25 protein-coding genes, 1 tRNA gene and 2 riboswitches are annotated in these 25,340 nt (G+C 48.3%); of the genes, 9 read left to right on the forward strand and 17 right to left on the reverse strand.

Going from position 1 to position 25,340, the window contains the following annotated elements; translation table 11 throughout:
- Nucleotides 1-27 precede the first annotated feature (27 nt).
- Nucleotides 28-141, reverse strand: a riboswitch (glycine riboswitch).
- Nucleotides 142-243: riboswitch (glycine riboswitch) on the reverse strand.
- Nucleotides 244-371: 128 nt separating this feature from the next.
- From ACN08Z_RS02015 to ACN08Z_RS02050, 8 genes are all read right to left on the reverse strand, one after another.
- Complete coding sequence (locus tag ACN08Z_RS02015; RefSeq protein WP_419102942.1) at nucleotides 372-1,019, reverse strand: N-acetyltransferase family protein; 648 nt, start codon at nucleotides 1,017-1,019, stop codon at nucleotides 372-374.
- A 172-nt stretch (nucleotides 1,020-1,191) separates the two neighbouring features.
- On the reverse strand, nucleotides 1,192-1,566 hold the full coding sequence (rplL, locus tag ACN08Z_RS02020; protein ID WP_419100893.1) for a 50S ribosomal protein L7/L12: 375 nt from the start codon (nucleotides 1,564-1,566) through the stop codon (nucleotides 1,192-1,194).
- Nucleotides 1,567-1,686: 120 nt separating this feature from the next.
- Nucleotides 1,687-2,187, reverse strand: coding sequence for a 50S ribosomal protein L10 (gene rplJ / locus ACN08Z_RS02025; protein WP_419100894.1), 501 nt, complete (start codon nucleotides 2,185-2,187; stop codon nucleotides 1,687-1,689).
- Nucleotides 2,188-2,586: 399 nt separating this feature from the next.
- Entirely contained in the window at nucleotides 2,587-3,282 is a 696-nt protein-coding gene (rplA, locus tag ACN08Z_RS02030) for a 50S ribosomal protein L1 (RefSeq protein ID WP_419100895.1), read from the reverse strand.
- A 121-nt stretch (nucleotides 3,283-3,403) separates the two neighbouring features.
- Entirely contained in the window at nucleotides 3,404-3,832 is a 429-nt protein-coding gene (rplK, locus tag ACN08Z_RS02035) for a 50S ribosomal protein L11 (protein WP_419100896.1), read from the reverse strand.
- 298 nt (nucleotides 3,833-4,130) lie between these two features.
- Nucleotides 4,131-4,913, reverse strand: a complete 783-nt coding sequence (gene nusG / locus ACN08Z_RS02040) for a transcription termination/antitermination protein NusG (protein ID WP_419102943.1) — start codon at nucleotides 4,911-4,913, stop codon at nucleotides 4,131-4,133.
- 58 nt (nucleotides 4,914-4,971) lie between these two features.
- The gene (gene secE / locus ACN08Z_RS02045; protein WP_419100898.1) at nucleotides 4,972-5,238 is read right to left on the reverse strand and encodes a preprotein translocase subunit SecE; all 267 of its coding nucleotides are present in this window, start codon (nucleotides 5,236-5,238) and stop codon (nucleotides 4,972-4,974) included.
- Nucleotides 5,239-5,323: 85 nt separating this feature from the next.
- Nucleotides 5,324-5,396 (reverse strand) — tRNA-Trp (locus tag ACN08Z_RS02050).
- 326 nt (nucleotides 5,397-5,722) lie between these two features.
- On the opposite strand from ACN08Z_RS02050, the gene ACN08Z_RS02055 reads away from it, so the two are divergent.
- Both ACN08Z_RS02055 and ACN08Z_RS02060 read left to right on the forward strand, forming a co-directional pair.
- On the forward strand, nucleotides 5,723-6,928 hold the full coding sequence (locus tag ACN08Z_RS02055) for a pyridoxal phosphate-dependent aminotransferase (protein ID WP_419102944.1): 1,206 nt from the start codon (nucleotides 5,723-5,725) through the stop codon (nucleotides 6,926-6,928).
- A 228-nt stretch (nucleotides 6,929-7,156) separates the two neighbouring features.
- Nucleotides 7,157-8,188, forward strand: a complete 1,032-nt coding sequence (locus ACN08Z_RS02060) for a 6-phosphofructokinase (protein WP_419102945.1) — start codon at nucleotides 7,157-7,159, stop codon at nucleotides 8,186-8,188.
- A gap of 87 nt (nucleotides 8,189-8,275) precedes the next feature.
- Here ACN08Z_RS02060 and ACN08Z_RS02065 read toward each other — a convergent pair whose 3' ends face one another.
- The 3 genes from ACN08Z_RS02065 to ACN08Z_RS02075 form a co-directional block, all read right to left on the reverse strand.
- Complete coding sequence (locus tag ACN08Z_RS02065; RefSeq protein WP_419102946.1) at nucleotides 8,276-9,412, reverse strand: YgfZ/GcvT domain-containing protein; 1,137 nt, start codon at nucleotides 9,410-9,412, stop codon at nucleotides 8,276-8,278.
- Between the two features lie 3 nt (nucleotides 9,413-9,415).
- Nucleotides 9,416-10,099 (reverse strand): FABP family protein, encoded by a 684-nt coding sequence (locus ACN08Z_RS02070; RefSeq protein ID WP_419102947.1) that lies wholly within the window; start codon nucleotides 10,097-10,099, stop codon nucleotides 9,416-9,418.
- Nucleotides 10,100-10,373: 274 nt separating this feature from the next.
- A complete protein-coding gene (locus ACN08Z_RS02075) occupies nucleotides 10,374-11,123 on the reverse strand; it encodes a hypothetical protein (protein ID WP_419102948.1) in 750 nt (249 codons plus the stop codon).
- Between the two features lie 217 nt (nucleotides 11,124-11,340).
- Between ACN08Z_RS02075 and ACN08Z_RS02080 the strand changes: the two genes are divergently transcribed.
- The 7 genes from ACN08Z_RS02080 to asd all read left to right on the forward strand — a co-directional run bounded on the left by ACN08Z_RS02080 (nucleotide 11,341) and on the right by asd (nucleotide 19,532).
- Nucleotides 11,341-12,015 (forward strand): winged helix-turn-helix transcriptional regulator, encoded by a 675-nt coding sequence (locus tag ACN08Z_RS02080; protein ID WP_419100904.1) that lies wholly within the window; start codon nucleotides 11,341-11,343, stop codon nucleotides 12,013-12,015.
- A 132-nt stretch (nucleotides 12,016-12,147) separates the two neighbouring features.
- Complete coding sequence (gene mshD, locus ACN08Z_RS02085) at nucleotides 12,148-13,230, forward strand: mycothiol synthase (protein WP_419102949.1); 1,083 nt, start codon at nucleotides 12,148-12,150, stop codon at nucleotides 13,228-13,230.
- 63 nt (nucleotides 13,231-13,293) lie between these two features.
- Entirely contained in the window at nucleotides 13,294-15,534 is a 2,241-nt protein-coding gene (locus ACN08Z_RS02090) for an RNA degradosome polyphosphate kinase (protein ID WP_419102950.1), read from the forward strand.
- Between the two features lie 125 nt (nucleotides 15,535-15,659).
- On the forward strand, nucleotides 15,660-16,655 hold the full coding sequence (locus ACN08Z_RS02095; RefSeq protein ID WP_419102951.1) for an NUDIX hydrolase: 996 nt from the start codon (nucleotides 15,660-15,662) through the stop codon (nucleotides 16,653-16,655).
- 175 nt (nucleotides 16,656-16,830) lie between these two features.
- The gene (locus tag ACN08Z_RS02100) at nucleotides 16,831-17,655 is read left to right on the forward strand and encodes a thymidylate synthase (RefSeq protein WP_419102952.1); all 825 of its coding nucleotides are present in this window, start codon (nucleotides 16,831-16,833) and stop codon (nucleotides 17,653-17,655) included.
- 33 nt (nucleotides 17,656-17,688) lie between these two features.
- The gene (locus ACN08Z_RS02105) at nucleotides 17,689-18,321 is read left to right on the forward strand and encodes a dihydrofolate reductase (protein WP_419102953.1); all 633 of its coding nucleotides are present in this window, start codon (nucleotides 17,689-17,691) and stop codon (nucleotides 18,319-18,321) included.
- 71 nt (nucleotides 18,322-18,392) lie between these two features.
- Nucleotides 18,393-19,532, forward strand: coding sequence for an aspartate-semialdehyde dehydrogenase (gene asd, locus ACN08Z_RS02110; protein ID WP_419102954.1), 1,140 nt, complete (start codon nucleotides 18,393-18,395; stop codon nucleotides 19,530-19,532).
- A 124-nt stretch (nucleotides 19,533-19,656) separates the two neighbouring features.
- Here asd and ACN08Z_RS02115 read toward each other — a convergent pair whose 3' ends face one another.
- The 6 genes from ACN08Z_RS02115 to brnQ form a co-directional block, all read right to left on the reverse strand.
- A complete protein-coding gene (locus ACN08Z_RS02115) occupies nucleotides 19,657-19,992 on the reverse strand; it encodes a TIGR02611 family protein (protein WP_419102955.1) in 336 nt (111 codons plus the stop codon).
- Nucleotides 19,993-20,093: 101 nt separating this feature from the next.
- Complete coding sequence (locus tag ACN08Z_RS02120; RefSeq protein WP_419102956.1) at nucleotides 20,094-21,191, reverse strand: UDP-N-acetylmuramate dehydrogenase; 1,098 nt, start codon at nucleotides 21,189-21,191, stop codon at nucleotides 20,094-20,096.
- A 5-nt stretch (nucleotides 21,192-21,196) separates the two neighbouring features.
- Nucleotides 21,197-22,489 (reverse strand): MFS transporter, encoded by a 1,293-nt coding sequence (locus ACN08Z_RS02125; protein ID WP_419102957.1) that lies wholly within the window; start codon nucleotides 22,487-22,489, stop codon nucleotides 21,197-21,199.
- A 40-nt stretch (nucleotides 22,490-22,529) separates the two neighbouring features.
- Nucleotides 22,530-22,988, reverse strand: a complete 459-nt coding sequence (locus ACN08Z_RS02130) for a MaoC family dehydratase (RefSeq protein WP_419102958.1) — start codon at nucleotides 22,986-22,988, stop codon at nucleotides 22,530-22,532.
- A 2-nt stretch (nucleotides 22,989-22,990) separates the two neighbouring features.
- Nucleotides 22,991-23,446 (reverse strand): FAS1-like dehydratase domain-containing protein, encoded by a 456-nt coding sequence (locus tag ACN08Z_RS02135; RefSeq protein ID WP_419100915.1) that lies wholly within the window; start codon nucleotides 23,444-23,446, stop codon nucleotides 22,991-22,993.
- Between the two features lie 399 nt (nucleotides 23,447-23,845).
- Nucleotides 23,846-25,192, reverse strand: a complete 1,347-nt coding sequence (brnQ, locus tag ACN08Z_RS02140) for a branched-chain amino acid transport system II carrier protein (RefSeq protein WP_419102959.1) — start codon at nucleotides 25,190-25,192, stop codon at nucleotides 23,846-23,848.
- Between the last annotated feature and the right edge of the window lie 148 nt (nucleotides 25,193-25,340).

Raw genomic sequence — 25,340 nt, forward strand, 5'->3', positions numbered from 1 at the left:
CACCTCAAAGGTGAGAGTGCGCTAAGACCTCCCCGCTCTGTTTCTGACCTGAGAGTTTTAGTCTGCACTGATGACGGTTGGGTTCATCAGCATAGATTTGCCCCTTCGGTGGAGAATCGTGTTTTCTCCTCTTCAGAGTTGCCTGGCTCAGCGGTACTTTGTGCCTGAGAGTTTCCTGGGGAGGATTTGCTCCTTCGGCGCCACCATATTGGGTATTTTGGTGGTCTCTCCCGCTGCGCATAACAGCATATATATTTGTTAAAAGTCTGCCACATCACATCCAAAAAATATATGTTTTTCTGGCCGTGTTCTTGTATTAGGCACCTTATGTCATGGCGAGGGGAACGCTTCTTCTCATCTGTCAAGAATGACTATTTAGTTGATGAAGTGGGAAGATGTTCGTCGATGAGGCTCACCGGCGCTGGGTGCCACATGCCAACAGCCGGTTTACCACCTTTAAAAGCACCGAGTTCTGTAAACCCGTGACGTCGATAGAGAGAAGCGCTACGGTAAGTCGACGCTTCTAGATAAGAGCCGTATTGACCGGTACGTGCTAAGCGATAGTCAAGCAGTGCACTACCTGCCCCGCAAGAACGAGCAGATTCGTGAACACCGATAGTGTAAAGATACCAGTGGTCAAAAGCTGGTCGAGCACGTAAAAGTTTGATTTCGGTGATGACGGCACTAAAGAATGAACGCCCTAAGAGTTTCGCATATTGAGGTAGGGCACGCAGGTCTGCCAGCAGGTTACCTTTTTGCCCTTCAGGGCTGAGCCAGAGTGCTGCCCCAAGGATTGTGTCATTTTCATCGACGGCGATGTCTATTTTGCCTTTAGAAGCGTAGGTGTTACGAATCTGGAATTCAAAGAGCTCACGTATTTTGGCTCCTTGATGAGTTCCACCCATGGCGTGACTCATGACGGGGTCATGTTCAAAAGCGTTTGTCAGTGCTTCGATAGCGCCTGCATAGTCAGCTTCTGTTGCTTCGCGGACAGTAAAATGGCGGTTTTTTTCTGACATATCCGGTTTTCCCCTCATGTATCTTTACCGACATTCTATATACCAAAAGGGATGAGTTGCTCGTAGAATAGCCGTCTTTAGTTCGTGTTGTGACAGGTATCTTAAAACGCCACTGGGCAGTACCGCCAAAGCGATACTGCCCAGTGTTACAAAGACTCTTGTCAAGAACCGATTACTTAAGGGTAACGGTTGCGCCTGCGCCTTCGAGCTGTTCCTTAGCCTTTTCAGCGTCTTCCTTGGAAGCGCCTTCGAGAACAGCCTTAGGAGCGGAATCAACGAGGTCCTTAGCTTCCTTCAAACCGAGGGAGGTAAGGGCACGAACTTCCTTAATAACTGCGATCTTCTTGTCGCCAGCGGATTCGAGAACTACGTCGAATTCGTCTTTTTCGTCAGCTGCAGCTTCGCCGCCAGCTACACCAGCTACTGCAACAGGAGCTGCTGCGGTAACGTCGAATTCTTCCTCGAATGCCTTAACGAATTCGGAAACCTCTACGAGGGAGAGTTCCTTGAAAGCTTCAATGAGTTCTTCAATGGAAAGCTTAGCCATGATTTTGGCTCCTTCTTATGATCAGGTGTAGAGCTTTTGTCTACATATGAAATCTGTGGGGTTGCTCATCGCTAGATGAGCGAACTAGTTGAACGGATGCTAAAACATAATCGTTGAAGATTATGCTTCTGCTCCTTCTTGCTCTTCTAGCTTGATGCGTAGTGCGTCTACAGTGCGTGCAATCTTTGCGAGAGCACCCTTTGCGCCACCTGCAACCTTTGCAAGGAGAACCTCGCGAGATTCAAGGCTTGCGAATTTGTCAACACCAGCAGCGTCGAGAGCTTCACCTTCGTAGTAGCCGCTCTTGACCACAAGCTGGGGGTTTTCTTTGGCGAAGTCACGCAGTGCCTTTGCAGCGTCAATGATTTCACCGTCGATGAAAGCAATTGCGCTAGGACCTGCAAGCTGGCCTTCGAATGCGTCGATTCCAGCTTCCTTAGCTGCAATAGCAGCAAGGGTATTCTTCACCACAGCATATTCAGTCTCAGCACCGAGTGCACGACGAAGCTGCTTGAGCTGTGCAACGGTGAGACCGCGGTACTCAGTGAGGATGACTGCGTTTGAGCGTTCGAAGCGTGCCTTCAGCTCGGAAACAGCAGAAACCTTTTCCTGTGTCGCCATGGTATTCCTTCCGATTCTTGGTCACCGGTAAAGCGTCTAAGATGCCTTGAGGCAAAAAAATAACCTCGACGCGTAAGCGACGAGGTATACCTAAAGTTTTGACATACTCATATTCTATGAGCATATGAGAACTATAGATAATATTCGTTCACCTACGCTGGCGGTTCTTAGAGAACTCTTATCATTTTGACGAGCCTTAAGCGTGTCAAAAATCAGACCGGCGGTCTTTGGTTCTTCTATCAAACCACATCTGCCACACTCTGCGCAACCTCTACTACTCACATGGGATAGGAGTCACTTAAATGAGTGGATTTCTCTTAAACGACGTTGGCTCGCACCGATACCGGTACGAGCCAACGAAGAATACTTTCTTTGTTATAGAAAATATTTATGAAGTCCTTAGATAGCAACCACGGAAGGGTCGATCTGTACACCAGGGCCCCATGTAGGAGCAACGGTTACCTTGGAGATGTAACGGCCCTTTGCAGAGGAAGGCTTCAAACGGTGAATTTCTTCAAGAGCTGCTTCAAAGTTCTGGGTGAGCTGTTCAGCAGTGAAAGAAGCTTTACCGATAATGAAGTGCAAGTTTGCGTTACGGTCAACGCGGAAGTCAATCTTTCCGCCCTTGATGTCGTTAACAGCCTTTGCAACGTCCATGGTTACGGTGCCGGTCTTAGGGTTAGGCATGAGGTTGCGAGGGCCAAGAATCTTACCCAAGCGACCAACTTTGCCCATCATGTCGGGGGTAGCAACTGCTGCGTCGAAGTCAGTCCATCCGCCAGCAATTTTTGCGATGAGTTCGTCAGAACCAACGAAGTCTGCTCCTGCTGCTTCTGCAGCTGCTGCTTTATCGCCAGCGGCGATAACAACAACGCGAGCGGTCTTACCGGTGCCGTTTGGCAAGTTGACGGTACCGCGTACCATCTGGTCTGCCTTACGGGGATCTACGGAAAGACGCATTGCAACCTCAACGGTTGAATGTGCTTTTTCAGAAGAGATGTCTTTAACAAGCTCAATTGCCTCAGCGGCGGTGTAAAGCTTGCCCTCTTCAATTTTGGCTACAGCTGCCTGATACGCTTTGCTGCGCTTTGCCATCTGCTTTTCTCCTTATGCAGTTGTGGTCTTTTTGAGTCGCGCTCGACTCTGCCACATACCCTTACGGGTGATAAATACTTTCAAAAACCAAAAATTATTTTGGGTTATTTAGGCGGTGAAGTTACTTAACTTCAATACCCATGGAGCGTGCAGTGCCCGCGATAATCTTTGCTGCTGCATCGATATCATTTGCGTTGAGGTCAACCATCTTGGTTTCCGCAATTTCGCGAACCTGAGCTTCGGTAATGGAACCAACTTTGTTGGTGTGAGGAACACCGGAGCCTTTAGCAACGCCAGCAGCTTTCTTAATCAAACCAGAAGCTGGAGGGGTTTTGGTCACGAAGGTGAATGAACGGTCTTCGTATACGGTGATTTCTACAGGAACGATGTTTCCACGCATGGATTCGGTTGCAGCATTGTATGCCTTGCAGAATTCCATGATGTTAACACCGTGCTGACCCAATGCAGGGCCAACGGGAGGAGCCGGGTTAGCGGCACCAGCCTGAATTTGCAGCTTAATGAGGCCTGCGACCTTCTTCTTGGGAGCCAATGTTAGGTCCTTTTCTTAGCTGTTGAACCAACGCACAGGAGCGTGACGCTGGCGGGTGACAGTCGTGGCGCGACCGTCGATATGCGTAGGCGCAAGCGTAAACGCGCGCATACAAACCACAATTCTAACGGGTTATGAGATATTTACCAAGAAAAAGGCTCAAAATATAGTGTCTCATTCAACACAAAGAATAAAGCCTATTTCTTACACCCAAAGCTTTTATTAAAAAGATGGGGTGTTCCATACACACGTACAGAACACCCCATCGTGAGAGCTTTATCAAAAACTCAAGATGGTTTTAGACTTTCTCAACCTGCGAGAAAGATACCGTTACAGGAGTCTCACGTTCGAAGACAGAGATGAGAAGAACCAATGAAGAAGATTCTGGCTTAATCTCAGAAATGGTTGCTGGGTACCCCACGAATGGGCCGTCTTTAACATTGACGGTTTCTCCGACTTCGTAATCAACCTCAATTTGAGGCTGAGGAGGTTCAATGTTGCCAGCCTTCGCCTGTTCTTCAACAAATACCGGAGCCAACATATCGATGACTTCGTTCAAACGTAGTGGAACAGGGTTGTAGGCGTCAGAGCCGACAAATCCGGTAACACCGGGGGTGTGGCGAACAAGACCCCATGACTCATCGGTTAGTTCCATGCGTACAAGAACGTAACCGGGAATACGAACACGGCGAACAATTTTTTCGACAGTGTTTTTATATTCTTTGACTTCTTCCATAGGAACTTGTACTTCAAAGATGTAATCTTCCATGTTCAAAGTCTGCGCACGAGATTCGAGGTTGCCTTTAACCTTGTTCTCAAAACCAGCATAAGTATGAACGACAAACCAGTCGCCTTCTTGACGACGCAATTGAGATTTAAAAGCCTCTAGAGGGTCAACCGCTGGCTCAGAGTCAACAGCAGATTCTTCCTCAGAAGTTTCTTCTGAGGCTTCGAGGGTTTCTTCTTCTGAGGCGTTAACGTCTAGAGCGTCTTCTGCCTCGACCTGCGCGTCATCAGCGGTAGCCTGCTCAGAAACCTCAACAGCTTCCTGCGCTTCGTGTGCAAGTTCCTGCTCGGACACGGTTCTCCTACTTTCTCTTGAACTTATCTGGCTCTATTAGTTGCAGATTCTTAAAAGTTTACTTAATTGTTCCGTTTCCGAAAATCCAGAACGCAGCCTGACCAAATAGATAATCAAGACCGAAGATGAGAAGAATCATGAAAGTAACGAAGCCCAAAACAATAATGACGTAGTTGACGAGCTCTTTACGAGTGGGAGTCGTAACTTTTTTAAGTTCGCTAATTACTTCACGAATAAATTGGAAGATACGCGCGAAGATTCCGCGACGTTTTGTTACGCCGTCCTCTTGAGTGGCAGCGGTTCCGTTAGTGGCAGTTTCAGCCATGGCAGGCCCGCCCCTTTCTGCTTAGGTCCATCTCAAAAAACGTCTAGATTAACGCCTTTTTATTGAATTCTTTACGGAGCTATTGCAGGGCGGACAGGACTCGAACCTGCAACCTGCGGTTTTGGAGACCGCTGCTCTACCAATTGAGCCACCACCCTTTGAACTTTCGTTCATGTACTGCGTTGAAAGTCATAGACATTTCAGACAGCACGGTATCGTTCGGTTGCGAACAACAAAGACTACTGTAAGGGATTATTTTGTCTTTGGCAATTCCAGCAACACTTTTTATTGCATATTTCACGTTCAAATAAGTGCTTTTAGCGTCCAGAAAACCATTATTGCACTGTAAAACATCTGTTTTTCTTAGAGTTTATCTCGATAGGCTCTCGTCACGGCACCCGAAGATTGTTTAGCATGGTGATACGAGCATATTTTTCAAGCAAAGTGCCGTTAAGAATTGCGGTACAGAAAGCGGGTCTCGACCATGACTACCCAACGTATTTCCCCCCGTATTGGAGCTATTGCCCCTTCTGCAACTTTGGCTGTTGATTCCAAAGCAAAAGCTCTTATCGCACAGGGTAGACCAGTCATTGGATTTGCTGCAGGAGAACCAGACTTTCCCACCCCCGATTACATCGTTGAGGCAGCAGCGCAAGCACTCAAAAATCCACAGAATTTTCGGTATAGCCCAACGCCCGGCCTGCCAGCACTCAAAGAAGCAATCGTCAAAAAAACACGACGTGATTCAGGCGTTGATATTGAGGCTTCTCAAGTTGTTGTCACCAACGGCGGAAAACAAGCAGTCTACGAGGCTTTTGCAACCGTTATCGGAGACGGGGATGACATCCTCTTACCAGCCCCCTATTGGACAACGTATCCAGAAGCTATTCGTCTTGCTGGAGGAAATCCCATCGAAGTTTTTGCTGACTCGCATCAAGACTACAAAGTCAATGTAGAGATGCTCGAAGCAGCTTATACTCCTGCCACGAAAGCCCTTATCTTTGTTTCTCCGTCAAACCCTACCGGCTCGGTATACACCCCTGAAGAGACAAAAGCCATTGGAGAATGGGCACTGTCAAAAAAGATTTTTGTTATCTCTGACGAAATTTATGAGCACCTCACCTATGACGGCGTTCAAGCAACTTCTATCCTCAAAGCTGTTCCAGAGCTGGCCGACTACGCCATTATTCTCAATGGTGTTGCAAAAACCTATGCGATGACGGGTTGGCGTGTTGGTTGGCTTTACGGCCCTGCCGACGTTGTTAAAGCGGCAACGAACCTACAATCTCACTTGAGCTCTAACGTCAATAACATTGCACAACAGGCTGCACTTTGCGCTGTTTCGGGCCCTCTTGATGCAGTGCATTCTATGCACGAAGCCTTTGACCGTAGACGAAAGGTCATGGTTGCAGGTCTTAATGCTATTGATGGTGTTTTCTGCCCAACTCCTCAAGGTGCCTTTTACGCTTATGCAGATGTTCGCGGGCTCTTCGGCAAGAGTATCGGAGGGGTCAGTATTGACAGCTCAGCAACTCTTGCAGAAGTAATTTTAGATCAGGCAGAAGTAGCTGTTGTACCGGGTGAAGCCTTTGGTCCTTCCGGTTATCTACGCTTATCGTACGCGCTAGGAGATGATGATTTAGCCGAAGGTTTGGGCCGTATTCAAAAGCTTTTAGCTACTGCGGTGTAGGTATTTGTGGTTGATGGGGTATATCACCTGATTCAGACACACCAACAACTCCCACAACTACCCACATAACACCAAATTCATTACAATAGATTGAAGGATAGGTTTCCGTAGAAACTCTTGATTTTTCAGGTTTTACTTTAGGTAAAACACACACAAATTCAAGGTGACGCAGAAGCAAAAAACATAAAAACCCAACTTTACGTTGTGGGACTTTAGGAGACGCACGTTATGAAAATTGGTCTACTCACCTCCGGTGGCGACTGCCCAGGACTCAACGCCGTCATTCGCGGCGCTGTACTTAACGGAATCAAAACATACGGACACGAGTTCGTTGGATTCCGCGACGGCTGGCGTGGCGTTGTCGAAGGAGATTATATGGATCTCCCCCGTACCAAGGTACGCGGTCTAGCACGCCAAGGCGGAACAATTCTCGGAACCTCCCGCACCAACCCGTTTGACGGACCACACGGCGGACCCGAAAACATCGAAATCATGATGGAACGCAACCACATCGACGCTATCGTCGCCATCGGCGGTGAAGGAACCCTCGCCGGCGCTAAACGCCTAGCAGATGCAGGACTACCTGTTGTTGGTGTTCCCAAAACAATTGATAATGACCTCCAAGCAACGGACTACACCTTCGGATTCGACACCGCAGTATCTATCGCAACCGATGCAATGGACCGTCTACGCACCACCGGCGAATCTCACCACCGTTGCATGGTTGCAGAGGTGATGGGGCGTCACGTTGGATGGATTGCGCTACATTCTGGTATGTCTGCAGGCGCTCACGCCGTCCTGATCCCAGAACAAAAAGTTTCGATGGAACAAGTTGCAAAGTGGGTCAGCGAAGTTCACGAACGCGGACGCTCCCCCTTGGTTGTTGTCGCAGAGGGCTTCATCCCTGAAGGGTTCGATGAAGTACTGCACAATAAAGGCCTTGAAAAAGACGGTCGCCCACGTCTTGGCGGTATCGGAGAATACGTCACCCAAGAACTCGAACGTATCACCGGAATTGAAACGCGCAACACCATTCTTGGTCACATCCAGCGAGGTGGAGCACCTACCGGTTTTGACCGCGTTCTGGCAACTCGTCTTGGTATGGCAGTTATTGATATGGTTCATGACAAAGACTGGGGCAAAATGGTAGCTCTCCAAGGCACCGACATTAATCGCGTAGACCTCTCAGTAGCACTTGACGGACTAAAAACTGTTCCGCAAGAACGCTGGGATGAAGCTAAAGTTCTCTTTGGACGCTAAAGAATAAAGCCACCTCATAAAAGCTGAGGGCTTTGGGTGTATTACCACAAGTAATACACCCAAAGCCCTCAGTCGTATCACCAAAGTTTATTCTTCACGACGTAAGAATTGGCGACGTTCTTGGCGCCCAACAGCTTGCCCTGCATCAGCAGAGACGATGACAGTCTGAGCCGCTGCATAATGAACTTCGCCAGCACCCTCCAGCTCATCAACAATACGCAACGGAGCTTGAGGATCCACAGAGCGTTTAATAACGGCTAGCGCAATAGGCCCCGCTTCCCAATGCTGAGCGACAGAAGTGATAACCCCTACTTTCCGAGTGTTGAAATACACGCCAGCGCCAACAGTTGGCAGAGTATGTTCAGAACCATCTAAGTCAAGAAAAACCAAACGTCGAGGAGGGTGCCCGAGGTTATGTACACGAGCAACCGTTTCTTGACCTTTGTAACAGCCTTTAGAAAGATGCACTGCACTTCGCAGATAATCTAGCTCATGAGGAATGCTCTTATAATCGACTTCTGTTGCGTATCGAGGTCTCCACGCTTCAATACGTAACGCTTCAGCAGCCCACATGCCTACAAGCTCGCAAGCACTAGCAATATCTAGGAGTTCTTCACGAGGGATAATAGACATGAAACGTTGGTAGTCGCAGGCAGGATGTTCTTGTGCGTCTATTTCGGTGTAACTGACTCCCCCAGCACAAACACTATGCCAAGGGTCTTCCCAACACGGAGCTTTCGAGAGAGCCTCCGGCACCTGAGTATTCGTACGAGGGTCATCCCAAGAACACAGCACCGCATAGTCTTCGCTGACATCAGAAACCGTCACATCAAGCATAAATTTCATAGAGTTGAGGTACTCGCTCAATGGCTGATTCTGTTGTGGTTCGCATATTAGCCAGAGTTTCTCCCCATCTTCAAGAACATACGGGGCATACTCAATACGCCCTTGTGGGCTAAGTAATAGCAACTCGGTACTATGGTGAGCAGATAGCCCCGAAAGTTCTTGTGAAGAGAGAGAACTAAGCCAACGATGCCGGTCAGACCCACCAACGGTAACTACCCCAAGATGAGAATAATCAGCAATGACATGGTGTTCAGCGCCTAAGCTGATACGTCGTTGCTCTCTAATGGGGTCACCATAATGTGCCGCTACGGGTGCGTCTACGCCAGAACCAGCAAATACGCCGTATGCCTGATGAAGAGGGCTAAGGTACTCTGACATCTTCTAGTTCTCGGTATCTTTCGAAGAGTCTTCGGAAGTTTCAGCTTCGGTGTTAAAGACATGTCCGCCAAGGTCCAGACCGCTCATGGAACCTGTTTTGCGTAGTTCTGCTGAAGCATGTTTATGGAGTTTTCCCTCTTGATCAGCAATTTCCCAATCCCACATGAGGTTTCCATTGACCAGACCCCAAAGACGCACTGACCCAGCGTATTCTTTAGAGATTTCATCGCGCATGAGGTTTCCGGTTTGCATACGAATAACAGGGCCTTTAATGAGCCCTACATAGTTTTCGCTAATACCGCCGGGGTGAGTGATAGCAGCAAGAATGTTAAACCCGTCATCACCGTTACGTAGTTTTTCAACTGATTCGGCGTCAGGGTACGCAGGTACGATGTCAGCAGGTTTGAGTCCTGGGCCAACATCTGCATCGCATTGGGTTCTGTCAATCTGCCAGAAACCAGTCTCTACTGTGAGCGGGCGCAGTTTATTTCCGTCATCGTCAAGGAGGAAGGACTCTGCACGGTATTCAACGAAGGGTAAACCATCTTGTGTAAATGTCATGATTTGTCCAAATGGTGTTCCGTTTTCTTCGTCGTACCATAAGGTTCCGGTACCTTCCCACGTGCCAAGAAGCCATGAGAGTGGAACAAGTTCGGGGGTTAAATTACTGGGAATTTCAATAGGCATGGTTCTAGTCTATAAGCCATCATAATTTTGCGCGATACTACAGCTACATCAACAAAAAACTTATATTTTCTGGTGTTCAGAAGAACGCAATAAAAAAGAGGTGTCAACGCTCTACAGTGAGCGTCAACACCTCTCATAGAGTCGACGATTGGAAAATATTATTTTTGCCCTTTAAAAAGCCCTCGAACAACAGCAAACATGCTTCCGAAGATGCATGCCCCCGATAAAGCTAATAGGCAAAGAAAGAAAATTTCTAGTGCAACGTTCATGGGCTTCACCCTATCATAGATGTGAGCATAATCGCGATAACATAGCTGATGACTCCCACAAAGGCTACCGGTGTAACACCCAATGTTACGGCCCCTCGTCGAGGCCCTTCTTGAGGCCCAGCAGAGACAAGACGCGCACCAACTAACGCTGTTAATACGCAGACGATAGTCCCCGCCACCATCATCGGCAACGGAGAATGAGTGCTCTGATACACATTAGCCAGCCCTACCCATCCGGCAACGGAAACAGAAGCGAGAACGCCGGTAGAGCACGCTATCACCGACTCTAATCTGCCGCGAGCGCCTTCGCCTCGAGAAAGCTCAATTAGGAAGCTTGCAACGACGCCTAACGCTGCAATGGCAGGTAGGAGGTAGAGTCGCTGTTGTTGCGTGTGGATGGTGAGAGTCATAGTGACCGCGCATAACCCGCTGAGCAGAATAATTACGGAATGAGAGTAGATTCTTCTGACTCGACGTAGTTCAGCCACGCCGGTTGCCGCAGGCCATCCTCCCGCAATAAGAGCCACTACCAAAAAACCGAATCCAGCAGTCAAGGTGGGGCTAAAAAAAGAAGTGACAATAAAGCATAGAAGAGAGAAAAATGCGCAGAGAGCTACAAGCCGATACCGTGAAGATGTTGTTCTTCCGATAGCGCCGATGCGCCCTGAATACATCACCTGATCACGGTGTTTTCTAAGTTGTGGGATGAAGTTTCGGTAGATGTAACCGTTTGTACGGTGGGGTGTTTTAGCCATATATGCCTATTTTCTCGCTGACCGTCGATATCTTCTCAAGTGCTTTCTGCAATGTCTTCTTAGGAACTACTCTACCTAGTGTTTTTCTTAAGAGGTGTATCCATATTCGGTTCACGTCGTGTTCAGTTCAATATAAGTTTTATATGATGGTCTACATATTGTTTTTGTAGAGTACGAACTCAACACCGTCCGATGTATCAAGGAGAGATAACGAAAGATGCTTCATATTCTTTTACTTTCGGATCTCTCTCCTTCTCCTGTTCAGGTGTTACCAGCTTTAGATTTGTTGAGTCACCGATGTGAACAGGCACCGTTAAATCTTTCTGTAGCGCAGATTGATACCGAAAATACTGATGTGGTGTTTATTGATGCCAGAGAGGCGCTTGTAACAGCTCGCAATACGGCTCAGCTTCTCAAGGCTGCCGGTTTAAGTGTTCCTGTTGTCATGGTGCTAACCGAAGGCGGTATGGCGGCAGTGTCTAACACGTGGATGGTCGATGATATTATTCTTGATTCTGCAGGGCCTGCAGAGTTAGAAGCACGTTTGCGTCTTGTCACCGCTCATATAGAGCAAGAAGTTGAAGACTCAACCGTGATACGAAGCGGTTCTGTCACTATCGATGAGGCATCGTATACTGCCCGTTTGCACGGGACTCCTTTGAACCTTACCTATAAAGAGTTTGAGCTGCTCAAGTTCTTGGCACAACATACGGGAAGAGTTTTTACTCGTAGTCAGTTGCTATCAGAAGTGTGGGGATACGATTATTTTGGTGGCACTCGTACAGTAGATGTGCATATCCGTCGTTTACGCTCAAAATTAGGGATTGAGCATGAGCACCTTATTTCGACGGTGCGCAATGTTGGATATAGTTTTAACGCTCCACGTTCCTAAACCGTTGAGAATCGTAGGTTATGCCCTGTTCACTGGTTGTTTAACGAGATTTTAGGGGATCTTCTCATCTCATTATGGCGTCTTGTTCGCTTCATAAACCATCACTCGCGGTAGAGTTAAGAGGATAGTTATTTGTCCTCTATATCTATACGTAAAGAATCCGGTGACGTTGTCATGTCTTATCGCGAAGTGCAAGAGTTTAACACCTGCACTGTTGCTCTCTCACGGTCAATACACGATTTTGCCCAATCTTTACTCAGCGTAGAAGGGACGTGCCCGTTCTCAGAGCAGTCTCTTCTTCTGGTCGATAGAATCTGCCATAGCTCAGGGCAAGAACCATCACCCATGGTGGGGGTCAGCATGTATGAGGGCACGACCCTCATAGGGGTGTTTCTTGCATTAAACATTGAAGGGACACAACTTCTTATAGAGGGGGGTGTGCACCCACAATATCGAGGGCAAGGTCTTGGTTCGGCGCTCACACAAAAGCTCTTTGAGCGTATCGACACAGATTACCCGCACTATACTCGCGTAGCGTGGGCGCATCAGGTTCGTGCAGAACAGGGCCAACAGCTCATTGAACGTTCTACGCATTTAGCGCAACGTCATGGCCTCGAGCCGGTACGACGTCTACACCAGCTTGAATTTGAGCTCACACCAAGCTCTCGTCAGCAACTATCAGAATTAGTTCAACACAACCCTATTTCAGCAGAATACACGGTGCGTCCGTTTATTCCAGGTACTGATAACCAGCAGTGGCTAGAGCTTAACGCTCAGGCCTTCGCACAACACCCAGAGCAAGGATCACTTACCGCAGAAGACTTAGCTCAAAGGCTCCACGCTGATTGGTTTAACGCTGAGGGTTTCTTACTTCTTGAAACCATACAGCCCCTAGAAGATGGCCAAAAACAGACACCACAGCTTGCAGGTTTTCATTGGACCAAAATACCGGCAGGACAAGAACATCAAAAGCTTCGAGAAGGCGAAGTCTATGTTCTTGCGATATCCCCTGAACATCAAGGAAAAAATCTTGGTAAGGCACTCTTATTTGAGGGGATGAACTATCTGGCACAAGTACGACTCAAAGACGGCTCGTCTTTGAACCGAATTATTTTATATGTCGATGAAGAAAACCATGCCGCGTGGAATCTTTACCGTCAGATAGGTTTTGAGTCTCTTTCTACCGACATTATGTATGCCATAACAGCACACTAAACACCTGAGCTCATTTTTATAAAACTTACATATACCCGTTGTTCTACCGTTGAAAGGAACATCATGGCCGAAAAAGTTCAGCGTCAGCGCCCGATAGATGTTGAGGAGAATTCTCAGCATATCGTCACAGATATTAGCAAAATCGAACGTGCAAAAACTCAAGGAGACCGCATTGAGGCGGTAGAGAAACTTGTGCTTCCAGATGTTCAAGGAAACTTCGGCCCAGAACGTTTCTTAGATCGAGAAACAAGCTGGCTAGATTTTAATACTCGTGTTTTAGAGCTGGCAGAAGACCCCGATTTATATTTGCTTGAGCGTCTCAACTTCTTATCCATCGTTGGGTCAAACCTCGATGAATTCTTTATGGTGCGCGTAGCAGGCTTACGTCGACGTATTGCAACAGGTATTGCTGTTCCCACCCCTGCTGGCCTATCGGCAGACGCGCAAATGGAACAGATTGCAGACTCTGCCCATCAGCTGATGGAACGTCAGCACCGTTGTTTCCATCAAGAAATTCTCCCTGCGCTGGCACAAGAGAATATTTATCTTGTTCGCTGGTCAGACATCACCAAAGAAGAGCAAAAACGCCTCACCCAATACTTCTTATCTGAGGTATTTCCTATTCTTACTCCGTTGGCTGTAGACCCAGCACACCCCTTCCCCTATATTTCGGGGCTATCGTTGAATCTTGCGGTGGTTATACGTAGTCCGCAAAGCGGTAAATCCCTCTTTGCGCGCCTGAAAGTTCCCGATCAAATTGATCGTATGATCTCTTTAGATGGGTCTCGTGCGCTGAACTCTCCTTCACGTGAAGCACGTTTTATCTCCCTTGAAGAAGTTATCTCTCATAACTTGGATTATCTCTTCCCTGGTATGGAAATTGTTGAACAGCATGCGTTCCGTGTAACCCGTAACGAAGATTTAGAGGTTGAAGAAGATGATGCAGAAAACCTGCTCAAAGCTCTCGAAAAAGAGTTGCTCCGTCGTCGTTTCGGCCCTCCGGTACGTTTAGAGGTTGAAGACACTATCACCCCCTATACGCTATCTTTGCTCATCTCTGAGCTACGCATCGAAGAATCTGAAGTGTATAAGCTACCAGCGCCTTTAGATTTGCGTGGTATGAGCCCCATTGTTAAAGCTAATCGTCCAGCCTTGCATTACCCTAAGCATGTTGCTCACACTTCACGATGGCTCAATGAGAACGAAACCTCAAAAGCTGCAAAAGTTTTTGCGGCAACACGTTCACATGATGTGCTGCTCCACCATCCTTATGATTCTTTTGCAACGAGTGTTCAAGCATTTTTGGAACAGGCAGCTGCAGACCCGAATGTTATGGCCATTAAGCAGACGTTGTACCGCACTTCTGGAGATTCTCCGATTGTGGATGCGCTGATTGAAGCTGCTGAAGCCGGTAAACAGGTACTTGCTCTTGTCGAAATTAAGGCACGTTTTGATGAAGAAGCCAATATTAAATGGGCTCGTAAGCTAGAACGTGCTGGTGTCCATGTGGTGTATGGCATTGTGGGTCTTAAGACGCACTGTAAACTTTCGCTGGTTGTTCGTAAAGAAGGCGACAAGCTCCGTCGTTACTGCCATATCGGTACGGGTAATTATCATCCCTCTACTGCACGGTTCTATGAGGATTTGGGTCTGCTTACCTGTGATGAACAAATTACAGAAGATGTCTCACGTCTATTCAATCAGCTCTCAGGATATGCTCCCAAAACGAGTTATACGTCGTTGCTTGTGGCGCCACATTCTATTCGTTCTGGGCTGATTGAGCATATTAACCGTGAGATTGAACATCAGCTTGCTGGTCGAGAAGCAAAGATTCAGATTAAATGTAATTCCATGGTGGATGAAGCAATTATTGACTCTCTCTATCGCGCCTCTCAAGCCGGTGTTAAGGTCAATGTTGTTGTCCGTGGCATTTGTTCTTTACGTCCTGGAGTTCTGGGCTTATCAGAGAACATTCAGGTGCGTTCCATTTTGGGACGTTTCTTAGAACATTCTCGTGTGTTTACCTTTGCTAATGGTTCAGAACCGAAAATTTTTATCGGTTCTGCAGATATGATGCACCGCAACCTTGACCGTCGTGTAGAAGCGTTAGTCCCTATCAAGAATGAGGCCCACCAACAATATCTATTGGATATGTTTGACCTCTATGTTTCAGATAGCACCTCAAGCTGGCACCTTGATAGCCAAGGTACGTGGAAACGTCATTATCTGGATCAGGATGGCAATCCGCTAACAGATGTTCAATCCTATTATTTGGAATCTCGAGAGCGTCGACAGAGAAAATAATAACTTTTTAGAGTTTGAGTCGTAAGCGGATTATCATTTGTGCGCTTCGATTCTTTAGAATGTCTTGTGGAAGGTTTTCTTCCACAAGACATTCTTTGTTCACACACAGGTAAGGCCCCTCCGCTATGGCAAAAGAGTCGGTGTATTCTGCTCATCGTTGTGATGACGATTATTCGGTGACACGTGTTAGCGATAACGAAGTACCTGTTACGGCAGCAGGATGTATCGTCTGGCGTTATAAGCATGAGCGTTTAGAGACTCTCATCATCCACCGCCCTCGCTATGATGATTGGTCGTGGCCTAAAGGCAAACAAGATAGTGGCGAAACAATTGCTGAAACTGCTATCCGTGAAGTCCGTGAAGAGGTGGGGTTAGACGTTACGCTTGGGGTGCCTCTGGCCCGCACCGAATATCCTGTTAAACGTAAAACAAAACATGTTTACTATTGGGCGGCGGAAGTATCTGCTGCCACAAAACCTCACGCCGATATGGGTGAGGTAGATGAATTGCGCTGGGTCACGCCAGAACAGGCGTTTACCATGCTAACCAACGAAACAGATCAAGAACCTCTTGAAGCGTTAGTTCGTCTTTGGGAGCAAAAAGATCTTGCAACTCGTTCTCTTGTGGTGATTCGTCATGCAAAAGCTAAGCCACGTTCAACGTGGACTGCTGCCGAGGGGGAACGCCCGTTAGCGGCAACTGGTAAACGTCAAGCATTATCGGTATGCCGACTTTTACAAGCTTGGGCTCCTCAAAAAATTTATTCTTCACCGTGGAAACGCTGTATGCAAACAGTGGCTGCATACACTAAAAATACGGGTATCACTATTAAAGAGAAGTCTTCTTTGACGGAGGATTCTCATCATCGTCACCCTAAACGTGTTGTGCGTTTTGTGGAATCTCTTTTTGATAAAGAATATCCGGTGGCTTTGTGTACTCATCGTCCTGTTTTGCCGACGGTTGTTGAGGTTTTTGCGAAGAGTGTTCCTCAGTCTATAGCCAAAAATTTTCCTTCTCGTGACCCACGTTTAGAGTTAGGTGAGTTGTTGGTGCTTCATATCAGTAAGTTACGTCCTACGCGTATTGTATCGTGGGAGCGTATTCGTTCTTTTGACGACTAATCAGCTCACCATATTAGGTGTGTTGTTAACCTCTCTCTTTTTCTAGGAGAGAGGTTATTCTTATTTTGCGTAGGCTAAGATAACTGGTATCTAGTTTTATTGTTGTCTACCAGATTTTCCTATGTTCTCTTCTGCTCCAGCGTCTAACTCATCCATTCCTACATCCTGTGAAGATATGTCATCTGCACAGCCTGTTCCTACCCCTTATGAAGATTTATTAGCCGAGATTATGGAGCAGGGACAAGATAAAGCAGACCGTACCGGTACGGGTACACGCTCAGTTTTTGGTCGGCAGATGCGTTTTGATTTGAGGGAGTCTTTTCCCCTCATCACCACAAAACGTGTTCATTTTAAGTCGATTGTTTTAGAGCTTCTATGGTTTTTGCGCGGAGATTCTAACGTACGTTGGTTACAAGAGCGCGGTGTCACCATCTGGGATGAATGGGCAGATGAGAACGGTGATTTAGGCCCCGTGTATGGTGTGCAATGGCGTAGCTGGCCAACTCCTGACGGGCATAGTGTCGATCAGATTGCGCAAGTTATTGAGTCGTTAAAGAATTTTCCGGATTCTCGCCGTCATATTGTTTCGGCGTGGAACCCTGCAGAAGTAGACCAGATGGCGTTGCCTCCTTGTCACGCTCTCTTTCAGTTTTATGTTACTCACCGTCCAGATGGTGTTGATGAGTTAAGCTGCCAGTTGTATCAGCGTTCTGCTGATATGTTCCTTGGTGTGCCGTTCAATATTGCCTCCTATGCACTTTTGACGCATATTATTGCTAAAGAAGTGGGAATGGTTCCTGGTGAGTTTATTTGGAGTGGTGGAGATTGCCATATTTATTCCAACCACTTTGAACAGGTGAGAGAGCAACTTTCGCGAGAGGCTCGCCCCTACCCCACTTTAGAGATTCGTGATGCTACGTTAGAAACCTACGAGTACGAAGATTTTGAGCTTGTAGGTTATGACCCGCATCCAACCATTAAAGCGCCTATCGCCGTTTAGGCGTCAGGTTATTCTGGCTAAGGAATACCCGTTATGAGTAGTTTTGTTCTTCACGCTATTTGGGCTCAGGCAGCAAACCGAGCGATGGGACGTGAGGGCACTATGCCGTGGCATGTGTCCGAAGATTTGCGTTTCTTCCGGCAATGTACAACAGGGTCAGCTGTGGTGATGGGTCGTAAGACGTGGGAGTCTTTCCCCGAGGCGTTCCGTCCGCTGCCGAACCGTTTTAATATTGTTGTTTCTCGTTCTATTAGTGCTCCGGTTGAGCGTGATGGTGCGTTGTGGGTGGGTTCTTTAGAGCAGGCTCTTGAAGGTGCTGCTACTCCAGAAAAGTTTGACGTCGGTGTCCCCTGTCAGGCTATTTCAGAAGACGATGATACAGCGCAGAATATTTGGCTTATCGGCGGTGCACAATTATTTGAGCAGGCGCTTCACCGTACCGATTTACCGGTAGTACGTTCTGGTGCTGTTGAGCAGATTCTTCGCACCACCTTTGATGTTGCGGTAGAAGACGCTGATGTGTTCGCTCCCATCATTGATGAACAATCTTTTGCTTCGGTTGAGAGGGTCACTTCTTTCGTCAGTGAGCAGGGGTGGATTAGCCCGCGCGCCGGTGAGAAGAACAGCCCTGTTCGTTGTGTCATTGAGCGTCTTATTCGTTCATAATGCGGGGTGTTCTGACCAATATATGAACCGTAGGTTCGGTTCTGTTCCTTCAGGCGCGGTAGACTGTCCCTATGAATTTTACGACCGGTGACTCAGTAGCTTTTGTTGGATATCGTGGCATGGTTGGGTCTGTGCTGATGAAACGTATGGAAGAAGAAGACGATTTTTCAGGTATTACTCCCGTCTTCTATTCCACCTCTCAGGCAGGTCAACCAGCTCCTTCGTTTAAAGGGGCAGAATCCAACGATGTTCTTCATGATGCGTATGATATTGAGGATTTAGCGCGTCATCGTGTCATTCTCACCACTCAAGGTGGCGACTATACGTCACGAGTACATCCCCAGTTGCGCGAACGCGGGTGGGACGGTATCTGGATTGATGCAGCGTCCACTTTACGTATGAACGATGATTCAGTGATTGTTCTTGATCCGGTGAACCGTCATGTGATTGACCGTGCCCTTGAATCGGGTGTTAAAGATTTTGTGGGCGGTAACTGTACTGTTTCCTGTTTGTTGATGGGTCTTGGCGGTTTGTTCAAGAACGGTCTTGTTCAGTGGGCTAGTTCGATGACTTATCAGGCAGCTTCTGGTGGCGGTGCCCGCCATATGCGTGAGGTTCTCAAGCAATTCCGTGATGTGTCTGCTGAGGTCAGTGCGGATCTTGACGACCCTGCCGCAGCCATTTTGGATATTGACCGTCAGGTTCTTGCAAAGCAGCGTTCTGGTCAGCTAGATACTGAACAATTTGGTGTGCCGTTGGCAGGTTCGTTGATTCCGTGGATTGATAGCGATTTGGGTCAGGGGCAGTCTCGTGAAGAGTGGAAAGCTGAAGTTGAGACGCAGAAGATTCTGGGGCTTTCCGATGATGAGCGTGTTTTGATGGATGGTTTGTGTGTGCGTATTGCGACGATGCGTTCTCATTCTCAGGCTTTGACGCTCAAACTTACGGAGGATATCCCGTTGGCTGAGATTGAGCGTTTGATTGATGAGGATAATCCGTGGTCTAAGGTTGTTCCGAATACTCGTGAGGATTCTATGCGTGAGTTGACTCCGGTTGCTGCTTCTGGTTCTTTGGAGATTCCGGTTGGACGTTTGCGGAAGATGTCGATGGGGCCAGAGTATTTGAGTGCTTTTACGGTAGGTGACCAATTATTGTGGGGTGCTGCTGAGCCGGTACGTCGTATGCTCAATATTGTGACGGGAAAGCTATAAGAGGGTTTTTTGTTCGCCTTGCTCATGTTGTTGTGGCGGGTGTTGCTTCTTGATAAAAATACGCGGTATTTGACTGTTCTGAGAGAGTTCGTCACATACCGCGTATTTTTATGGTGTGTAGGTTTTATATTTGGTTTTTTCGTTGGCGACGTTCTTCAGCTCGCGCTTTAAAACGGCGCCAGATGCCGAGAACTTTTGCTTTAGCCCAGAGGTTGAGTCGGTGTGCCCACGCAAATTCGGTGCCCCATAACCCCATGCCGAGGAAGATGAAGAGCCATCCTGGGCCGGGCGTTACGAGCATGACGATTCCGGCAAGAATGCAGAGGAGCCCTACCGTGATAACGATGAAACGGTGTATGACCAAAAGTAGCGGGTGTTTGCTCATAAAGTTTCGTAGCTTCGCTAGTTTTTGGTGGATTTTGCTATCTTGACTCTCATTAATTTCTTGGTCTAAAGACATTGTTTTTAGGCCTTCCCACTTTTATCAAACGCTCATCGTTAGGAGTGTAAAAACTATTTATATCCTAAAAAGCTGGTGAGTTTCCGATAAATGCTGGTGAGTTAGTCTAGCGTTACGCCGACCATGACGGGTTCTGGTACTAAATGGACACCAAATTTTTGGGTTACGCCCTCACGTACGGTACGAGCAATGGCTAGGATGTCTTGGCATTGCGCGTTTCCGCGGTTAGTGATGGCCAGAGTGTGTTTTGTTGACAGTGATGCTCTAGCACCGCAGATATCGTGTTGTTCGGCATCTAGCCCAAAACCTTTGGAGAATCCGGCGTGTTCAATCAACCATGCCGCGCTGAGTTTGGTTTTGCCGTCGATGAGGTTTCCTTGTGCATCGTAGACGGGGTATTGGGGTGCGTCTTGTGGAAGATGTTCAAGCTGGGTGTTGTCGATAATGGGGTTGGTAAAGAAGGAGCCGGTGGAATAGGTGTCTCGGTCTTGTGGGTTCAGCACCATTCCTTTTGATGCGCGTAGCATCAGCACTTTTTCTCGTACGTCTTGTAGTTCTGCTCGGTCTCCTGCATTAACTCCGAGTTGTCGGGCTAGTTCTGCGTATCGGATGGGGGCAGATTCTGCTCGTTTTTCGAGGGTGAAGACGACGCTGAGCACAACATAGCGGGAGAGCCCGTTAGACATGTGTTGTTTCAGGAGTGAGTCTCGGTAGGAGAAGCAAAGTTCTTCGTTGCTGAAAGTGATGATTTCGTTGGTGTTTCTATCCCATACGCGTACCTGTGTGATGGTGTGCGCTACTTCAGAGCCGTAGGCGCCAACGTTTTGTACGGGGGTTGCGCCAACGGTTCCGGGGATACCAGAGAGCGCTTCTACCCCAGACCAGCCTTCGTTCACTGCGTGTTCTACGAATCCGTCCCAAGAGTGTCCAGCTTGTACACGGACGGTGACGGCTGTTTCGTTGCTATCAGCGTCAAGGATTTCTATGCCTTCGGAGACGATATGGAGTACTGTTCCGTTGAATCCTTCGTCTGAGACGAGGATATTTGAGCCTCCACCGATAATTAGAAGAGCATCTGAGCGTTGCTGTACATCTTTGAGCGCGTTGATGATGTCTGCTTCGGAGGATGCTCGAATATAGGTTTTTGCGGGTCCGCCAACTTCTGCGGTGGTTATTTCTTTCAACAACATTTCATTCACGTTCTCTAGTCTAGCGTGCGTGGCGGTTGTTCATTCTGTTCTGAATGAACCTGTATCGAAGTTATTATGGGCAAAGATTCGGTGTATATGGGGCGGTGTTGTGTGGTTTTTTCTGGTGGTCTGAGGTGTTTGGTGAGGAACATGGAGAGGAGGATGAAGCCGAGAACGATGGAGAGTCCTTGGCGGATACCGAAGTGTTCTCCGAGTAGTCCAAGTAGTGGTGGTCCGCCGAGGAAGGCGGCGTATCCAATGGTTGATACGACTGAGACGCGCACCGCTGATTTGTGAGGGTCGTCTGAGGCGGCTGACATGCCGGTGGGGAATCCAAGTGAGACGCCGATACCCCAGATGAGTAGCCCGAAGAATCCGATGAGAATGTTGGGTGCGAGGATGAAGATGCTCAGCCCGCATAGGGCTAAGGTGCAGGTGGCGCGTATGACGGGGACTCTGCCGTAACGGTTAAGGAACCATGTTCCGCTCAGCCGTCCAAAGGTCATGGCTCCAACGAATACGGCGTAGCCGATGGAGCCGGTCGTGGCGCCTGCCCCATATTCTTGGGTGAGGGCTAGTGCTGCCCAGTCGTTGGCGGAGCCTTCGGCGAGCGCCATGCCGAGGACGAATAGTCCGATGAAGATGGTGTGTTTGTCGCGCCATGCGTCTCGTACACGGTAGGAGGAGACTTGTTGCATGGTGTGGGTGTCTTCTGCTCCGTAGTGTTCGCTGTGGCATTGGTAGATGGAGTATGCGACGATGATGGCGATGAGGCAGGCGAAGTAGATGCTGTGCCAGAGGAATGGTATGCCAAGTTGGGTGTCGAGGGCGCTCAGGAGTGCTCCGACGACGGTTCCGATGGAGAAGAAGCCGTGCATGGTGGAGGTGACGAACCGTCCTAATGCTCTTTCGACAGCGACGCCTTGAACGTTGGCTGAGACGTTTGAGACGGCGCTGCCTAGTCCTATGGTGCTAAGGCAGATGACGGCGAGGGGGATGTTGCTGTGGTGTACGGCGATGCCGACTCCTGCTAGACCGCAGGTTGAGATGAGGTAGCTGAGGCTGAGGCAGCGTCTTGCGCCAAAGCGTGAGACGAGTACTCCGGAGACGGTGACGGCGAGGAATGAGCCGAGTGTTTGGGCGAGGAGGAGTAGTCCCATGGGTCCGGCAGAGAGGTCTAGCCCGTGAGCGATATCGGGTAGGCGTGCTAGCAGCCCCGATAATGCTAGTCCGCTGGCAAAGAATATTGCCAGAATAGCTCGGTACCAGGTGTTGATGTCTTTTCTGCTCAGAGGGGTTGAAACCAACCGGATGCCCTTTCGACCAGTAGTGTGAAGTTGTTTGTTTTTAGAGTTGTACGATGGCTTGTGCTTTGAGGAGAACTTTTTGTTCTTTGCCGTTTTCGTCTGTGGTGGTGACGGTGAGGTCTACTCGTGTTTGTTGTGTGTCGGGGTAGAGTTCCGCAATTTTTCCTGAAACGTGCACGGTTGCGGTGGGTTCTTGGGGGTTTTGTTGTGCTGGTGCGTCGGGAACGATGACGGGTTTGCTGAAACGGCATTGGTAGTCGATGATGGCGCCGGGGTCGGCTGCCCATTCGCTGACGAGGTTGATGGCTAGCCCCATAGTGTACATTCCGTGGGCGATGACTCCTGGTAGTCCTACGGATTGTGCGAACCGTTCGTTCCAGTGGATGGGATTGTAGTCTCCTGATGCTCCGGCGTATTTGATGAGGTCGGCTCGGCTAATAGAAAAGCTTGTGTTGCCGATATTCTCGCCTTTTTCGAGGGTGTTGAAGGTTGGTTTCATGGTTATTCTCCTCGAATGAGTAGTGAGGTGGTGCAGGTGCTCAGTAGTTCGCCATCGGTGGTGTGTAGTTCTTCACGTGTGGTGAGCATTGCGCTAGTGCCAATCATGCGGAGGTTTTCTACGTGCACGGAGGTGATGATGTTATCTCCGGCGGTGATGGGTTGGTGGTGGGTGAATCGTTGGTCGGCGTGGACGACTCTGCTGAAGTCAATGCCTGATTCTGGGTCTTGAATGAGTAGGCTATCTGCTTGTTGTGCCAAGATGATGGCGTAGGTTGGTGGTGCAATAATGTCACGATAGCCGGCTTTTTGTGCGGTTTTGGTGTCGTGGTGTAGGGGTGATTGTGCTTGTGTTGCGTGCGCAAATTCTCGGATGTGTTCTTTTCCAACGGTGTAGGGGGTGTTGTTGGTGTATGTTTTTCCGAGGATTTCGGGGTTAATTTTTTGGGTGTTGGGCATGGTCTTAGTCTATAGCTTTGAGGTGAAGATGACCTATTCTTGCTTTGTTTTTGTGATGTGCTGTCGGGGTGAAGGTGCTGGTTATTCCCTTATTGATATTGTTTTGGAAATCTCAAGTTTTATTGAGAGTCTGCTTGTGACAGAAAAATGGACAGCTAATTGCAATGTCGTTAGTGACGCTTAGCACTGGTGCTATTGGCATGATGAATACTTTTCTTGTAGCTGTCATTGAATGCCGTAAAGAAATCGGGTTACGGCTTGCTCTTGGTACAAACCCTCTCTGAAGGGTAAAACTTCTCTCCCATCCCCCATACACGTTAAGAGGTGCTTGTGATACTAGCTGTATCACAAGCACCTCTTAATATTTTACGTAGCTAAAATGGTGAAACCGTTACTGTTTTACGCGCTATATGCCGTAGCTTTCTTCAGGGTACGAGGTGAACGGATATCAAGGATAAATCCAATCACTGCAGCGATGAGAGTCGGTACAGCCCAACCTAGCTCTTGAGAGAAACCAGGAGACCAGCTAATGAGTGGCGCAATTATTGCAGAGCCCCACCCTAAGGTGTTCAATGCCGATAAGCTGGCAAAAGCTACTGCTACGCCCAATGCACCACGGAACGTCCAATAAAGATTCTTACCGGTGAAGGGTTCGATAAGAGTCAAGAAAATCAAAGTGATAGCGGCGGGATACAGAACCCCAATAATCGGAGCAGCAACCATCAGTACTGCGCTCAGTCCCAAGGTTGATAGGGCAAAAGCAATCAGAGAGAAAATTACTAGCCATACACGGTAAGAAATAGCGGGTACTAATTTAGCGAAGAATTCGCTTGTTGCGCCTAAAAGACCAACAGCAGTAGTCAAACATGCCAAAAGGACGATGAGCCCAAATATGCTAGCACCCCAGCTTCCCATGGTCTGCTCTGCAGCATATGAGAGAAGTTGTGCGCCGTCTTCAAAAGAACGCCCTTGAGGAATATGCGCACCAATAATCGCTAGACCAGCATAAACGATTGCGAGAAGAACACCAGCAATGATGCCAGCGATACTCACACCACGGGTGAGCGCTCGCCCTTGAGGGATGCCTTTATGTTGCAAGGACGATACCACGATGATGCCAAATGCTAAGGCAGCCAGAGAGTCCATGGTGAGATACCCAGAAATAAAGCCAATGCTCAAGGGGTGTTCACCGTATTTTTCGGTAGGAGCTGGTGCGTCGCCACTAAAGGTTGAAATACCTAAGATGACGAGTACAGCAAGCAATAGTAGAAGTAGCGGGGTTAGCACTTTACCAAGAGCATCAACGATAGTTCCAGTGTGTAAGCATAGGGCAAAGCTGACGCCAAAGAAGAGTGCGCTAAAAAGTGCTGCAGCAGGTAAAGAATCAATACCGAAGATGGGTACGACGGCAGTGGAAAAGCTGACGACTGCAGTACGTGGTAATGCGTAGAATGCGCCGATAGAAAGATATACCAGTACGGGGAAAAGAACACCGAAAATTACGCCGCCGCGGTTGGCGAGGTCATGTATATCGCGTCCGGAGATAGCGATAGCGAGGATACCTAGTACGGGTAGAGCGACTCCTGTCAGAAGAAAACCAATGAGTGCGGGAATAAAGTTTTCTCCGGCTTCGGCGCCAAGGGCTGGCGGGAAGATGAGGTTTCCTGCACCGAAGAACATAGAAAAGAGCATCAGTGCAGCGATAAAGATTGTTGATAAGTTTCGTACGGGGTGAGAGGTATGCACGGTTATAACCCATCATGATGAAATGTTGTATGGAACGATAGCAAAAAGCTCCTACGGCTAGAGCATTGTGTGCTACACCGTAGGAGCTACTAAAAAAGCTCATTCAGATGTTATCTGAATGAGCTTTTTGCTGAGCCCCGACCGGGAA

This window comes from Rothia sp. P7181, from assembly GCF_048513015.1.
Lineage (GTDB): Bacteria > Actinomycetota > Actinomycetes > Actinomycetales > Micrococcaceae > Rothia.